Origin of the sequence: Lactiplantibacillus songbeiensis (genome assembly GCF_005405125.1) — a bacterium.
In the GTDB taxonomy this organism is placed as follows: domain Bacteria; phylum Bacillota; class Bacilli; order Lactobacillales; family Lactobacillaceae; genus Lactiplantibacillus; species Lactiplantibacillus songbeiensis.
This window is the reverse complement of sequence record NZ_BJDL01000009.1, coordinates 68,927-83,641: the sequence shown is the minus strand read 5'-3', so window position 1 is coordinate 83,641 and position 14,715 is coordinate 68,927. Positions and strand designations below refer to the sequence as shown.

Here is a 14,715-nt window from a genome sequence, read left to right as displayed (position 1 = left end):
TTTTGTTTATATCAATGCTATTGTAACTTTGGATTTCAAAGGTAATTTTGCATGACTCATTCGATGATAATAAGTCAGTAATTTCGTGCGTTGAACATCTGTGGCTATTGATCAACCTTTTCTTACTAATTACTGTTCCTCAGCTCACTACAAACTTTTGAAGTTACATTTAGGCACATTTTGACCATCTCTTATACCCCCCCAGGGATTAACATGGCGTACCTATATTATACTCGCTCAATACATATTTTTGTATATTTATTTAAAAACTGATACACTAGCAATTCCCGTTTACTGTTATAATAAACATTTAGTTTTAGTATCTTGTTGACAGTTTCAGTAAACAAATGTATATTTAGACCTATTGAGAGGTGAACACCTATGGACCTAGCTAAACTAACTTTAGCTGACCTTATAAACGGCTGGCATCCAGTTGCTAATGAACGCCAATGTAACTACTGCCCTGCTAACTGGTTAACTGAAACACCCGTGACTGAGATTGAACAGCACCTACAACTGGTACACGGTGGGAATTTGAATCAGCTCATTCATTTGACTAGTCGCTACAATACGCTAACAACTAAGCAGCAGGATTTACTGACAGCTTTTGCAACCGATATTAAAGACCAGGACTTGGCAAAACAATTACAAGTTGCGGCGGCGACGATTCGGCATCAGAAATTTACATTTCGTGAAAAAGCAAAACAAGCAAAACTTTACTTAGCCATCTATGATCAAGTCTTTGACTCACAGACCGCACCTGATCAACTTATCGATGTTCCTGAGCAGCCTAGTCAACCAGATGATCGCTGGCTGATTACCGAAGATGAAGCAGCTCAGACGTTGCAACATTATTTTGATTTCTCACAAGAACCGTTACGGCTAAAACGCTGGCCTAAAAAACAAAAGGTTATCATCACTATTTTGACACGCATTATTACTGAGATTCCAGCTGAACAATCTTTAACCGAACCAGATTTAAATGCTTACTTACAGCCGATTTACTTTGACTATGTGACCGTACGTCGCTACTTGATCGACTATGGCTTTTTGAAACGAACTGCTGACGGTCGTAATTACTGGCGACCGACTGAAAGGAACTAATATGGATACTGAACATAAGAAACAACTACGCGAAGCTTATAAATTGGCCCCAACTTACTATGGGGTGATTCAGATTAAGAATCGTCGTAATCAAAAGATTTTTATTGATACTGCGGCCAATCTGCATAATCGCTGGCATTTTTATCAACTTAACCTAGATAAGAACTTCTACCGTGACACGCCCTTACAACTAGATTGGAATTCGCAAGCGCCAACTGATTTTGAATACACCGTTTTATGGCAAGCCGAAACCGCCGATGTCACCAATATGCGTCAAACGTTGAAAACGCTGAAGTTAAAATGGCTAGCTAAGCTTAAGCCATTCGATGATCGAGGTTACAATCGCCAACCAAAAGATTGGGAGGATGTGCCACATGACTAATAACTTAAACACCACGTTTACGCCTATCGAGCAAGCAACTTGGCCACGGCGCGATTACTTTTATTACTTTACTAAACTAATGCCTACTGGGTTTAGCTTGACCGTCAACTTGGACATCACTAAGACCTTGACTTGGACGAAAGCCCATACTATTAAGTTTAATCCGGCGTATCTCTATCTAGTCAGCCGCCTGTTAACACAACATCCGGAAATGCGAGTGAGTTATGTTAACGATCAATTGGTGACTTTTGACGTTCTACATCCGAGCTATACGATTTTACATGCTGATGAGACGATGGCTAATCTATGGACCGCTTATGACGCTGACTTTGCGACGTTTAATCAAGCTTACCTGGCTGATATAAACGCTTATCGCAATGTTCCCGGCCCAATGCCGAAAGCCCCACAGTCCGCTAATTTGGTCAATATCGGTAGCTTGCCTTGGGTTAACTTTAGTAGTTATACGCCATTGCCAATGACGCCATTAAAAACCTTCTTCCCGATTTTTCAAGCTGGCCAATTTGTCACTAACCAGGGGAAGACAACCATGCCGCTATCAATCACGATTCATCACGCGACCGCTGACGGGGTTCACGTGAGTCACTTCTTTAATGAGTTACAAACGTTTTTCGATCAGCCTGAAATGTTACTAGCACACTAAAAAATCCGTTTAGCTAATTTAATTAGTTAAACGGATTTTTTAGTATGCTTAATACCGATGTGACCGTAGTGCTATCCAGCTAGCGCCACCTACGACAACCAGGAGTCCAGCAACGGAACCCATTAAAACGGGTTTGTCTGGTGACTCACTAGTAGCTGGCGTCTGATGCTTAGCAGGCTTAGCTGAATTGCTTTTTTTAGACTTAGCGTTAACCTGATCACCATCAGCTTGCATTGTCGCTGATGATTGAGCTTGGCTAGTCGCCTTAGAGCTAGCTGAAGCACTCGGTTTAGCTTTTGAACTGACTTTCGTTACACTGCTGCTAGCGGCTGACTTAGCTGAAGAACTGGCCGCAGTGCGATTCCTTTTTTTGGACTAGTTTCCTTAGTCGCCTTGGTAGACGTGACCACTGCCTTCGTGATGACGTGGGCTTTCAACTTAGGCAACTGTGATGCCTTGAACTTGAAGCTCATCGCATGGGTCGCTTTATAAACGTGCAAGACGTTAATCGATAATTTCGCCGTTACTTTTTTCTTCAAATTCTTAGTGGTAAAGGAATAGTAAATATTCGAATTGCCCTTTTTATCCCGCACTTTGCGAACATGCTGCGGTTTAGCGCCGTTCACCTTTAAAACTTGCACCGGATATTTACCCAGCGACTTGGCCGTCTTCAAATGCATCGTTACCACATACTTCTTATGTTTAACAACCACTTTTGCTGGTTTGACAAAGTATTTGCTGGCAATCGATGACTGATTAGTGCCATATTTTAATGCTGAATAATTAACGGACTTAGCTTGCGCACCAGTTGTTAAGCCAAAGAGACTCAATCCCAGTACACCAGCGGTCATTAGCCATTTATTAGTCATTTTATCACCCGACTTTTCCGATAAAGAACGACGCCACTCACTGCCAATAGCGTGACGAGTCCTAATACACTAGCCAAAACGGCCCGCCGTTCACTGGTTTGTGGCAAGTTGCCATGGTGATTTCCAGTAGCCGTATCCGCCGCGTCACCATTAGTTGAACCATTTTTGGTCGGCTTGTTACTAGTTGGAACAGCTTGGGCACTGTCCGCCGCATGATTAATCGCAGTCCCTTGATGGCTGAACTTAAATCGTACGGTAAAGTCTTGGTTAATGCCAACAGTTGGCACCGCGACATGTACGGTGCCTTTAATAAGCTGATTCAAATCGCTTAACTTATTGACGTTAAACGTATAAGTCACCACATAATCTTTACCACTCGTCCCATAAATCACATTCTGAGCGGCTTCACCATCAGTAGTGATTGGTTTAAATCCGCGCGCCTGCATCCCCGAGTTCTTTGCGTATTTAACCGTTAGTTGAACTTGATAGTGATTCCCAACCTTAGTGATTTTAGCGGCATGGGTATAAAACTTATTAGCAGCGGAAACCTGATTATTATCCGCTTGTAAAACTTCATAGGTCCAACCAGTTGTATCTAAAGCTGAACGCGTTGTTTTAGCCTTAGTTGTAGTAGCTTTGGTCGTTGGTGTAGTGCTGGTCTTCTTAGCATCATTAGTCTTAGTCTTGGCACTAGTACTACTTGATGATGGGGCTGATGAAGCAGCCGGTGTCGAATCAGCTGACTTTGCCGGTGTAGTATTGTCCTTTGTCGACGTTGTTACAACTGATGACGTCCCCTCATTTACTTCAGAAGCTGCCGGTGCCGTGACAGTCGGTACATTGCTCCAATCGAAAACCAGCCATGCTGATTCCGTCTTTTTTATAGGTTTAGGCATTCCTGGCATATTTATCTCTAAATCGAATGTAATCTTTACATTAGTTGTTGGTTCAGAAAGTGTGAAACTAATACTATTATCCGTTAATGCATTTTGTCCATTAACGGTCACACTTTGCATCATTTTGTTTGGATCATTGGTAGCAATAGTTACTTGATATGTGCCGTTATTCGCGACTACTTTTGCACTTTGAGAAAAAGAAGACTGAGCCGTCGAAGGTATTGCACTGGGAGCACCATTCTCATCTTTCCTCACGTGGACCGGCACCTCGTTATACGTGCTATCCTTCAACGTACTAGCTTGCACCGTTTGCATAGCGCTTACATTTACCAGCGCAAAGATAAGTGCTATTAGACCCCTAAGCCCAACCTTGATCCACTTTAACTGCATTTCAAATTCCTCCTAAAAATGAATAATTGTTAAATTCAAGATTAAGTTTACCACAATTAAGCCGCCTTTTATAACCAAATTATATTTATTTGCATTCAATAATGGAATCATCTTAAACTTAGCAATCAAAATTATTTCGCCCACGACTTAATTCTACTGCAATTCATTAAACCTGGTTCAACCAGCTAACCATTTAATGTGAGTTATAACCTGATAACTAATGTAAAGACAGATTATATCGGTCTTTTCCAGATTGTTCACTGGCTTTTTAAACTAAAACAGCTTAGTTCACCATTCATGCTAGTGAACCAAACTGTTTTAGTTTCTACCTATATAATAGATTGCTAATTTTTGATTTTAAAGTTTTCTATCAGGTCACCGTGACTAACTATCCCCGTCTTTTCAATGACAAAGTCACTTGGTTGCCGATTAGTGACAAGACAAGTCACCAATGCCGATTGGTTAGCCACATGCAAGGCATCAACGTCCATCATAGCTAGCTGAGTCGTTGGTACCACCGAGTCTCCCACCGCAACCAACCAATTAAAAGCGGTAGTTTCAGCGTGACCATCAGGCTGGCCTAACTGCACCGTCACTTCACAATCGTGATCAGCGATCAAGGTTAACCGCTGGTTGCTAATTTGTGTCACGGTCCCGGCAATTGGGGCTTGCACTTCACCGACCATCGGCTCCACGGCAAAGCCAACACTGGCACCTTGACTCCCGGCTTGCCGTAAATCAACATACAAGCCATTAACTGGGGCGACTAACTGCATTTGGTGTTTACGTTGAAATAACTTCATCATGATCCTTTACCTCCACTAACTTAAGCTAAGCGTATCGGTGGCCACCTGATTCACACTTAAACCGTTTTTTTTGATCCAAATTCACTATAAAGTATCGAACGGGTTTCAAGTCAAGTAAAAGTCCGAATTAAGTTTTACAAGTACCCGCTGATACGACAAATAATCATTTAACACCTAAATCGTTTCCATCAATTGTAATTAACTGTGATAGACGCGTAACTGCTTAGTAATACAACTGCAACATTAATCGTGTATCTTAGTATGTAGCGATTAATTAACGGGGAGTTTTTAAACTATATGTCAAAAATCAAAGTAAAATTAGCAGCACTCTTATTATTGTTCGGAATGGGCTTTGGCTTAACGACCAATGTTGCTTCCGACGTGTTACCACAAACGGCAACCACAACAGCTCAAGCTGCCACCCGGTTGTCTGCCAAACAAAAGAAGCAAATTAAAGCAATCAATGCTGGCTTATCTAAGAAACAAAAAGCCGCTAAAAACTGGATTGCCTACCGTGAATCAAGCTTTAGTTACACAGCACGCAACGGGAACTGTTACGGCCGTTACCAATTATTACGCGCTTACTTACATGGTAACTACTCCGCCGTCAACCAAGAAAAGATGGCTAACAAATACGTTAGCGGCCGTTATGGTTCATGGACACATGCAAAGAAATTCTGGCAAGCACATCACTGGTATTAAACCAAATCAGCACTTACAAATCTGACATATAAAACAATAAGACGACTCGGCTGCCTTTAGGGCGGCGGGTCGTCTTTTTTTGGCTCCTGCTCCACGCAGTTGCTAATGAACTAACAACTGCGCTATGATATAGCGATACGCATAAGAGCCCTTGAAAGTGATGATGATAATGACCAAACGAATTTTAAAAATAGTGGGTTTCCTACTATTATTAGGGGTTTTAATTGGCGGTGGTCTATTAGTCGCTGGATCAAAAAAAGCACCAACGACCACTCACCCAGCCACCGCTAGTTCTAACAAGCAACCTAAAAAGGTTACTACTCCTAAGCCAGTTGCTAAATTAACCATGACTGAATTAAAGCGCCATCCAGACTTACGCTATAGTAGTATTATCTACTACGGCATTAAATACACGCACATTCAGCGTTGGCAAGAAGTTTCTGATTTTAGCCGTGGCTGGCAAGTCGAAATTTATCATGCGCAGGCAAAGTATCTCGTCTGGCCGGATAAACATATCAAAGCTGAAGCCAAACAATTAGAGCCCAACTGGTTTAAGCTCGACTCACAAGGCAACGTGACTTATCACAGTTTTGTCGTCCACTCGTTTCGGGATGATCAGACGAAAACAGTTAACCTAACTGAAATCGTTGCTCAGATTAATCATGACCACGCCATGAAAAAAGTCCGTCAAATGCCGACGAATCTAACCACGCTTAATCACACTAAATAAGTTATTCCACACAAAAACCGACTTGCCGTTAAGGTGGCAAGTCGGTTTTTGTGTGTTCAGGTTGTGGGACAACTCAAAACATTAGCATGCACAGTCTTACCGATCTAAGGTCAAAAGTAAGCTTTCCTGAAATTAATCTGACAAATTCTCAGATAACCTTCACTCGGCATAAGGGGCAACCAATTCATCAACTGCGTATACTTAGGTCATCAAATACGAGTAGATTGTTTAACAAATGGTCACAATAGTTATTTATAGAAAGAAGTTGCGTTTATGATGATTATAATAAAAAAGCTTCACCACCTATTAACTAAGAATGATGTACTGGTTAGTATCGCCCTTTTAGTTGCGACTTTGGTTCCTCTAGCTTGCCTCTCATTACTGATTTGAGCGCCGTCCATAAAAATGATCTTTCAGGAAATGATCTTTCTGAAAGATCATTTTTAATTTGTTGCCGGTTGAATCTGTAGCAACACTGCTTTACGAATCGTATCAATCGCATCGGCGACCGCCGCATTTGACACGTCGCCATGTGCCAAAGTCCATTCGAGTACCGTCATTTGCACATTGGTTCCCATCGTTGCCATCAGGTCCGCGGGTACTTGCATCGCGTCACCATAAGGCGCAATGAACCGTTGCCATTCTTTTAATAATAATGACCGAAAGTTGGCTTGTAGATCAGCATGGTCTTCGTGAATCGTAAATAAGATTTGAATCGCCGGCCGTTTATCTGCCATATCCGCCAATAAGCCTTGGACGAGTTCATCAATCTGCCCATCAATCATCTGCATAAATCGGACATGAACTTGTTGGGCAAACATAGTTGTATGAACCGCGACCATGTTTTCTAATAAATCATACTTGTCTATATAATGTGCATAAAAGGTCGAACGACTTGTTAACGACGTCTGACAAATATCAGCGACCGTGATTTGTCGCACCGTCTTTTGCGTTAATAACGTCAATAATGCTTGTTGAATATCGCGCTCCGTCTTAATTTTCCGGACATCTTTAACCATATTACGCCTCGCTTTTGCTTGTTAATTCTAGCATAACACAGTCACTTTCAAATTAAACGTTGGTTTTCGAACACTTTGTCTGATAATTGTCCGAAAGCCAACGTTTGTCAACATTTTGCTAGTGTACGCCCCCGTGACTTGGCCTTATGATGGTCTTGTTGAAAGCGAGATGGGTCAGCGCTTTCAAATCTAAGTGAGAAATGAGGTAAGTATTATGTTCACATGGATTTTTTGGATTTTAGCAATTTGGTTTGTTGTTAACGTCATTTGGATGTGGTTCGATCTGGATAATGAACAACTACAAAAGACATTTGCCTGGATTAACGTGGCTGCTGTTATTATCGGCTTCTGGGTCTTCTATGGCGCAACCTCGGTGGCCAGTTTAGCCACTTGGTTCCAAGTACTGAATTGGGTCAACGTCGTATTAGCCGCCATCCAGTTCTACTTCGGCTACCGGCGCGCTAATGGGAGTAGTCATAAAACCGCTTAATTAAACTAGCAACAAAAACTAAGTCAAGCATCAAACGTAATCGATCATCTCCAAGTAAGCCAAAAGTCCGTTTTAACATCACCCACAGCTGATGTTGAAACGGACTTTTTTATTAATCAGCGCGTGGTCGGTACCACACACTGCCTAACACCGCTACCAGAACAGCTCCTAGCATTAACCCAATCGTACTTGTACGGGTTAATGTAACCGCCGCATGCGTATTCACAATATAGTACCGCCAACTGGCCTGTGGTCGTTTGAGAAGCTGACCCGTCGTTTGCTGATAATTCGCATTTGCGGCACTATAGCTCACCGCGGATTGACCGATATTCTTAAGTTGTAAATATAGTTGGCGTTGCGCTGTTCGCGGATATGTGACCTGCGCCAACTGGTTCGGTGTACCGGTCACTTGCCGCACCAGTCCTTGCCGAGTACTAATGGTCAAGCAGACCCGACCTTTTTTAGTCACCGGTAACAATTGGACCTGATTACTGACACCACTAGTTGGTATCAGTAACGTTTTGGTTTGTCCAGGCTGCAAAGCTTGACTGGTGGCGGTAAAATAAGCCCCATTCCCTTGGCGAGCCACAATCTGACTCGTTTGAGACCTACTTTGACTGGTTTGCAAGATACTGATAAAGCTGAAAATTGTCAACCATCCAGCTAAGCAACTCACTAGCTTTCGCCGTTGGGGCTGCCACACTGGTATCGTCATCCAGCCGTTAATCCCTAGTAACATCAAGCCTGGTAATAACGGTAATGCATAGCGAGCTTCAACTTCCCATAAACCAACATGAAATAGGGTCAGGCCGACGATCATTAATGCCAGTAGGCTAATGCCAAAGCGGTAATGGGTCGGCGTGACTAAGGTCCAAATACTGCCTAATAGTAACGCTAGGAACCCCACCTGCGTCCCAGTGACCAGCCAGAATTGCCAGGCCCGTTGTCCTTGCAAATACCAAGTCGGCGCTCGTAACCATTGCGTCGTTAACTTGAAGCTATCAAAGTCACCAGTTGCCCAAAAGACACGAAACTTAGCGAATAAATGAGTTAAGCTGCCCCAGACACCCATTTTAGTTAAGCGTTGCCTGATTAGCTTTTGTGCGGCTTGTTGCTTTTTAGCGGCTGATGGTTGTTGGCGAATCAGCTGCATGTCAGTAGCATTATATTGTCCGGCCAGCTTAGGATTCAAACTCATCGCCAGCCAACTCGTCGTGGGCAACGCATCCGCGGCTTGTTTTTGATAGCCGCTTTGATGCGCCCAGGGTTGCATGCCGAAGACACCAAGGCCAAGTGCCACCACAGCGCGAACTAACCAAGTCCAAGTGACGCGCTGTTGCCAAACGGCCACCATCAGACTCAGTATCAAGGCCAGCCATAACACGATTAAGTTGGCTTTCATAGCCACGCCCAGCGCAACTAAGCCTAAACCAAGCCAACCTAACACCAGTTGTCGCCAGCCAAACGTCTGTTTAGCCAGATACGCTAGCGCTAAAACATCCACCGTTAGTGGCATCACTAGTGCATCCGTATAGGCAAATAGGCCAAACGCATAGATGGGCACACTTAACAACCAAGTCACGGCTAACGCCAAAGCCCCCGGTTGCCATCGCTGCCAGTGCTTGATAATAACTAAACCAGCCGCTAAGCCGGTATCAAGCCACAAAAAACGACTGATATTAAGTGCTACCCATGGTGTCTGAAGACCCAAACTCAAGCCGAGCTTAATTAACGCCGCTTCTAATAACGTAAAGTTGACATTATTTGGATACACCAGAAAGTAGTCATTCCAGTGATGACGACCTTGTGCTAGGACAATGGCTTGGTTGCGTACAAAGTAAGCATCGGCACGGCCCACATCAACAAATTGCCACGCGACAATTAATTGGGTCACCCCAATTAAAAGTATCACCCCAATTAAGACGCGCCGATACGTTATCGCTGACCAACGTGTCACCCACCGCCGTAACCCGTTTAAAATAACTAACAATGCCAGCACTAGCAAGACCATTACCGCTGGTTGGACCCAGTCTTGATCGGCAAAAAAGTGAATTGGTTGTAGCGCGGCGAACAGTCCTGCCCAGCACAAGATACTGGCCGCTAACCAATTCACGGCTTTCGCAACCCGTGACATCCGGTCTAACCGCGTGATGACTTAGCCACTAACTGCGGCTGCTGGGCGGCAGAATAGTCATCGATCTCAATAATATAGCGCGGACGGTGTTTAACCTCGGCGAAAATCTTCCCGATATACGTCCCAATGACACTAATTCCAATCAACTGAATGCCACCTAAGAACCACAAACTCATCATTAATGAGGTCCAGCCATTAATGACATTGCCAGTAAAGAATCGAATTGCCGTATATATTAACATTCCTAAACTAATCAAGATCACCCCAATCCCCAACACCATAATCGCTTGAATCGGCGCAATTGAAAACGACGTGATGCCATCTAGCGCAAACGCTAGCATCTTCTTAAATGGATATTTTGATTCCCCAGCAAAGCGTGGTTTGCGGCGATAAAAGAGCTTACTCGTTGGCAAGCCTAATTGTGGAATAATACCTCGCAAGAATAAATTAGTCTCTGAATATTGCATCAATGCCTGCACAGCCCGGTGACTCAATAAGCGAAAATCGGCATGGTCTGGGACTAATTGCACCCCAATCTGTCGCATTAATTTGTAAAACGTCTCGGCTGTCCACCGTTTGAACGTCGAATCGCTACTCCGATCATTACGCACCCCCAAGACGATATCGTTACCGTCGCTAAACTGGGTAACCATCTTCGGAATCAGTTGCGGGTCATCTTGCAAGTCCGCATCAATCGTAATCACCGCATCGGCAAACTTGCCAGCCACTTGCATGCCAGCCATTAACGCATTCTGATGACCAAAGTTGCGACTGAATTTTAAACCACTAAAGATTAAATTATCCTGCTCTAATTGCCGAATCAACGTCCAGGTCTGATCACTACTCCCATCATCCACGAATAAAATCTGACTGCGGGGATTAACCTGCTTACTTTGAATCATTTTCGTTAGGATTGTGCCTAAAACCTGCGACGACTTAGGTAAAACCGCCGCTTCGTTATAACACGGAACAATAATCGTTAATCGTGGTGCTGCCATGTTAACGCCCCCTCATATTCTGATACTTAACCCACACTCAGCTCATCAATCATGACCGACTGATAAGTCTAAAAATCCATAAGACACTCGCCATTAACCAAAATCCTTAATTAAGGCTTAATCTGAGAAATTTTCAGAAACGGTTTAGTTTTTCTAATTGGTCCCGAACTTGACGATTACTTATAATCAAACTTGTTGTTCAACTCTCGATACAAGCTAATTAATACCCCAATATTAATTAAGATTGTCATTATTATACGCATGCAGCCCAATTAACAACAGTAAGCCGGCGTTAATTCAGCCTCAAAAAAGTTGGCTTAACAAAGCTGTGTCATTAATTGAATTATTCTTGACCGTCACTTATGGTAATTAAAAAACAACTTATAAAAACACCTGGGCATTGACAAAATTAAACCGCCGCACCGTTCATTAATCTGACTGGGGGTCCAGCTCATGCAACACATTAAAACAACTTGGCACGGCCCATTAATCGCCGGTAGCTTAGCCTTATTAGTGATTAGTACCGTCTTGTGGCACCAACAAATCACCCCATTTGGCAACCATAATTTATTAATCAGTGACATGGGCACACAATATCTCTCCTTTTTCACCGCCTATCGCTACGCTTTACTCCATCAAAATTTTCAGCTCTATTCCTTCTCACAATCCCTAGGTGGTAGCGTGGTCCCAACCTTGGCCTACTACTTAATGAGTCCATTTAACTTGATTATCCTGTTGTTTCCAGCGGCTAACTTACCAACTGGAATCACAGTGCTTCTAATGGTAAAAGTCACCGCAATTGCCATAACGATGACAATCTATTTACAACGCCACTACCACTCACAACGCTGGTCAGCCGCTATTTTTGGTGTCGCCTTTAGCTTATGTGGCTTTGTCGCGTTGAATTACTTTAACTTGATGTGGTTAGATGCTTTAATCTGGCTACCTTTAGTATTGGACGGCTTAGATTATCTGCTTGCGACTGGACGTAGTGCCCGTTTCTTCTGGTGGCTCTGGCTCAGCATTATTACTGATTTTTATCTTGGTTATATGACTTGTTTATTCGTCGTTTATTACTTCATTTATATGTGGTTTGAGACTAAAACACCTGGTCAAGCTTTTAGCGCTGACTTTAAACAACGCCGGACCCTCGTTGGTAAAGCAATCTTAACTGGTGCCTTAAGCATAGTCACGACCTTATTCCTATTGATTCCAACGGCATTTGGCATGTTGCAAACCGCTAAAAGCGCCAATTCAATGACGAACTTCTTACCAGTCCCACAGTACGGCTTCGATATTTTAAGCCAATTAGGCGTTGGGGCGAATACTTACGCTGATCGGTTGGTTCACGCCCCTACCTTATTCAGTACAACGGCGGTAGTCTTATTGACCTTAGCTTACTTCGTTCATCCTGATATTAGCCGGACCCACAAATGGCATGCTGGAAGTTTAGTCATCGCACTGTTGCTCAGTATGGGCATCCGTTTATTAGATACTGTATGGCACATGTTTCAACAACCAGAAGGCTTTCCTTTCCGAGACGCCTTCTTCTTCAGCTTCGTCTTGATTAGCTTAGCTTTCGCTACTTGGCAGGCCCGGCCACAAAAAATCGCACGTAAGTGGCAATGGGGTTTACCGACACTGCTAGCTGGGCTATTGGTAATCGGTTGGTTGGCCAATCGCGCGGCTAAAACACCGGTATCTCGCAACGCGTTATTACTTAGCTTCGGCTATGTGCTGTTAACCAGCTTAGTGTTATTCGCCACCCAACGCACGATTCGGACGGTGTTACTTACCGGTCTAATGATGAGTGAACTGGGTGCCAATAGTCTGCTAAGTATGCGGACCACCCAATTTGGGAATCAGACCATTTATCAAAAAGCCTATAAAACGGAAGATAAACAGATGTCAGCCGTCAACGATCCCGATGGCCAACTTTATCGAGTCGATAATTCAAATACGCTGATCAATAAAGCTTATCAGGAAAAATATAATAACTATAATGACCCGTTGTTATTCAACTTCCATGGTATTAACTATTACAGTTCGACCTTGAATCAGACGACTTGGCAGACGCTGAAATCATTAGGTCTGTTTGGCAAGAATGCGCGGCGCATTAGTTCACAAGGGTTAACCCCCGTCAGTAGCATGTTATTAGGCATTAAAAATGACATCATGCTACAACGAGATGGACAAGCTCAGACAACCCCTAATCTGAGTTACTTAGGGATGGGCTTTGCTGTCAATCATGGTTTCAGTAAGATTCAATTGCTGAAAACCCACGCCTTGGCCAACCAAGAAAATAGCTTACAAAGCTTACGACCAAGTTCAACACCTTATTTTGTAACCGCCACGATCGCTAGCGACCAGGTCACCATTGATCGCCAAGCACTGATGTACCATAACTTGCATACCACAACCATCAAGGTTAAGGCGACCGGACCACTGTATTACGATGATATTAGTGGCACGACCAAATACACGACTTTCCGCGTCAATGGCCAGTTGATTGCGCCGAACGTTGATGCCAATGAACATCAGATGTTACTAGATTTAGGCAACTTCAACAAAGGTCAGACCGTTAAACTGACCTTCAAGACAAAACACCAAAGTTTAACGCCTAAAGTGGTGCTTGCTAGCTTGAATTTAACTCAGTTCCAACAAGTTAGCCAACAGTTAAAAACAAGTGCTTGGGTCCCTACTTATCGTGCCACTGGGTTTAATACGACCGTTACAGGAACGATGCATAACCCCAACAAGCAAAACTGGTTGTATACCGCAATTCCTTATGATCCGGCATGGACGGCAACCGTGAATGGCCAACCTACCACGACTAAAAAGGCACTGAACGGTCTGACTTTAGTTCATATTGGTAATGGCAAACAAACCATTAGCCTGCATTATCAGGTATCTGGCTTAAAGCTTGGGGCAACCCTTTCGTTACTAAGCTTAATCACTTACCTTGCCTATGGTTGGTACTGCCAGAAACAACACCTTGTTTAACCCTTAAACCAGGCTGATAGTTGGCCTGGCTTTTCATTGTTTTATAAAATTAGTGGTAAAAGCCAACACTCAAGATTTTCAAATGCGGACAACACGTTCCAGCCAATTTTAGACCGAACAGAGTGGCAATTTAAACCAACTAGCCCCAAGCATAAATCAATCATTTTATTATCAAAATGATTGGTTCAAGGCACGAATTATCGTTATACTGAAATTAAGAGAAATTACGCTTGATGCTAGTTGAAATTATCGCCTGCCGGTTGGGCCCTAAAACGCTGGAACGCCATGGACCATTTTGAAGCCCGGTCTTCAAAGCTGTCGTTAGTCTAAGCACGATCAAACCACTCGTACAAAGGCCAACGACACGGCTGAACATTTTAGGAACCAACCTCTCGGCTAAATTTGTTGATTGAACATTTTATAAATATCGACTAACTAACGGCGGGCGGGCCAGAATTGGCTCAGTGGTGTCGTTTGACTTAGCCGGATTTTTCCGGGTTAGTCAAAGCCCGGCTTGTGAGACCGCTCTTC

At 43.4% G+C, this 14,715-nt stretch carries 13 protein-coding genes; 7 read left to right on the top strand and 6 right to left on the bottom strand.

The genetic code is table 11. From position 1 onward, the window contains the following. Positions 1-381 precede the first annotated feature (381 nt). The 3 genes from FFM77_RS03735 to FFM77_RS03725 are packed head-to-tail and all read left to right on the top strand — an operon-like array spanning position 382 to position 2,147. The gene (locus tag FFM77_RS03735; protein ID WP_137634409.1) at positions 382-1,104 is read left to right on the top strand and encodes a DUF2087 domain-containing protein; all 723 of its coding nucleotides are present in this window, start codon (positions 382-384) and stop codon (positions 1,102-1,104) included. Between the two features lies 1 nt (position 1,105). Then, positions 1,106-1,486, top strand: coding sequence for a GIY-YIG nuclease family protein (locus FFM77_RS03730; RefSeq protein WP_137634408.1), 381 nt, complete (start codon positions 1,106-1,108; stop codon positions 1,484-1,486). Then, on the top strand, positions 1,479-2,147 hold the full coding sequence (locus FFM77_RS03725) for a chloramphenicol acetyltransferase (protein WP_137634407.1): 669 nt from the start codon (positions 1,479-1,481) through the stop codon (positions 2,145-2,147). The genes FFM77_RS03730 and FFM77_RS03725 overlap by 8 nt, the downstream gene beginning before the upstream one ends. Before the next feature lie 311 nt (positions 2,148-2,458). Here FFM77_RS03725 and FFM77_RS03720 read toward each other — a convergent pair whose 3' ends face one another. The 3 genes from FFM77_RS03720 to FFM77_RS03710 form a co-directional block, all read right to left on the bottom strand. Further along, the gene (locus FFM77_RS03720) at positions 2,459-3,016 is read right to left on the bottom strand and encodes an NEAT domain-containing protein (RefSeq protein ID WP_137634406.1); all 558 of its coding nucleotides are present in this window, start codon (positions 3,014-3,016) and stop codon (positions 2,459-2,461) included. Continuing rightward, the gene (locus FFM77_RS03715; RefSeq protein WP_137634405.1) at positions 3,013-4,302 is read right to left on the bottom strand and encodes an NEAT domain-containing protein; all 1,290 of its coding nucleotides are present in this window, start codon (positions 4,300-4,302) and stop codon (positions 3,013-3,015) included. The genes FFM77_RS03720 and FFM77_RS03715 overlap by 4 nt, the downstream gene beginning before the upstream one ends. A 344-nt stretch (positions 4,303-4,646) precedes the next feature. After that, positions 4,647-5,108 (bottom strand): PTS glucose transporter subunit IIA, encoded by a 462-nt coding sequence (locus tag FFM77_RS03710; protein ID WP_137634404.1) that lies wholly within the window; start codon positions 5,106-5,108, stop codon positions 4,647-4,649. A gap of 297 nt (positions 5,109-5,405) precedes the next feature. Here FFM77_RS03710 and FFM77_RS03705 point away from each other — a divergent pair, with 297 nt between their 5' ends. Continuing rightward, positions 5,406-5,810 (top strand): aggregation-promoting factor C-terminal-like domain-containing protein, encoded by a 405-nt coding sequence (locus tag FFM77_RS03705; RefSeq protein WP_137634403.1) that lies wholly within the window; start codon positions 5,406-5,408, stop codon positions 5,808-5,810. Between the two features lie 160 nt (positions 5,811-5,970). Beyond that, positions 5,971-6,540 carry a hypothetical protein gene (locus FFM77_RS03700; RefSeq protein WP_223876777.1) on the top strand — a complete coding sequence of 190 codons (570 nt, stop codon included), beginning with the start codon at positions 5,971-5,973 and terminating at the stop codon, positions 6,538-6,540. Between the two features lie 443 nt (positions 6,541-6,983). Here FFM77_RS03700 and FFM77_RS03695 read toward each other — a convergent pair whose 3' ends face one another. Beyond that, positions 6,984-7,559 (bottom strand): TetR/AcrR family transcriptional regulator, encoded by a 576-nt coding sequence (locus tag FFM77_RS03695; protein ID WP_137634401.1) that lies wholly within the window; start codon positions 7,557-7,559, stop codon positions 6,984-6,986. Between the two features lie 214 nt (positions 7,560-7,773). Between FFM77_RS03695 and FFM77_RS03690 the strand changes: the two genes are divergently transcribed. Beyond that, positions 7,774-8,049: a hypothetical protein gene (locus tag FFM77_RS03690; protein ID WP_137634400.1), complete on the top strand. Its 276-nt coding sequence runs from the start codon at positions 7,774-7,776 to the stop codon at positions 8,047-8,049. Positions 8,050-8,161: 112 nt separating this feature from the next. Here FFM77_RS03690 and FFM77_RS03685 read toward each other — a convergent pair whose 3' ends face one another. Together FFM77_RS03685 and FFM77_RS03680 are read right to left on the bottom strand one after the other, a co-directional pair. Next, positions 8,162-10,183: a hypothetical protein gene (locus FFM77_RS03685; RefSeq protein ID WP_171001553.1), complete on the bottom strand. Its 2,022-nt coding sequence runs from the start codon at positions 10,181-10,183 to the stop codon at positions 8,162-8,164. Positions 10,184-10,188: 5 nt separating this feature from the next. After that, positions 10,189-11,181, bottom strand: a complete 993-nt coding sequence (locus tag FFM77_RS03680) for a glycosyltransferase family 2 protein (protein WP_137634398.1) — start codon at positions 11,179-11,181, stop codon at positions 10,189-10,191. A 453-nt stretch (positions 11,182-11,634) separates the two neighbouring features. Between FFM77_RS03680 and FFM77_RS03675 the strand changes: the two genes are divergently transcribed. Continuing rightward, a complete protein-coding gene (locus tag FFM77_RS03675; protein ID WP_223876773.1) occupies positions 11,635-14,184 on the top strand; it encodes a YfhO family protein in 2,550 nt (849 codons plus the stop codon). Positions 14,185-14,715: the final 531 nt, after the last annotated feature.

Bases quoted from the DNA above. Each gene is read 5' to 3' on its own strand.
- FFM77_RS03735 (WP_137634409.1), top strand. From the start codon at position 382: ATGGACCTAGCTAAACTAACTTTAGCTGACCTTATAAACGGCTGGCAT.
- FFM77_RS03730 (WP_137634408.1), top strand. From the start codon at position 1,106: ATGGATACTGAACATAAGAAACAACTACGCGAAGCTTATAAATTGGCC.
- FFM77_RS03725 (WP_137634407.1), top strand. From the start codon at position 1,479: ATGACTAATAACTTAAACACCACGTTTACGCCTATCGAGCAAGCAACT.
- FFM77_RS03720 (WP_137634406.1), bottom strand. From the start codon at position 3,016: ATGACTAATAAATGGCTAATGACCGCTGGTGTACTGGGATTGAGTCTC.
- FFM77_RS03715 (WP_137634405.1), bottom strand. From the start codon at position 4,302: ATGCAGTTAAAGTGGATCAAGGTTGGGCTTAGGGGTCTAATAGCACTT.
- FFM77_RS03710 (WP_137634404.1), bottom strand. From the start codon at position 5,108: ATGATGAAGTTATTTCAACGTAAACACCAAATGCAGTTAGTCGCCCCA.
- FFM77_RS03705 (WP_137634403.1), top strand. From the start codon at position 5,406: ATGTCAAAAATCAAAGTAAAATTAGCAGCACTCTTATTATTGTTCGGA.
- FFM77_RS03700 (WP_223876777.1), top strand. From the start codon at position 5,971: ATGATGATAATGACCAAACGAATTTTAAAAATAGTGGGTTTCCTACTA.
- FFM77_RS03695 (WP_137634401.1), bottom strand. From the start codon at position 7,559: ATGGTTAAAGATGTCCGGAAAATTAAGACGGAGCGCGATATTCAACAA.
- FFM77_RS03690 (WP_137634400.1), top strand. From the start codon at position 7,774: ATGTTCACATGGATTTTTTGGATTTTAGCAATTTGGTTTGTTGTTAAC.
- FFM77_RS03685 (WP_171001553.1), bottom strand. From the start codon at position 10,183: ATGTCACGGGTTGCGAAAGCCGTGAATTGGTTAGCGGCCAGTATCTTG.
- FFM77_RS03680 (WP_137634398.1), bottom strand. From the start codon at position 11,181: ATGGCAGCACCACGATTAACGATTATTGTTCCGTGTTATAACGAAGCG.
- FFM77_RS03675 (WP_223876773.1), top strand. From the start codon at position 11,635: ATGCAACACATTAAAACAACTTGGCACGGCCCATTAATCGCCGGTAGC.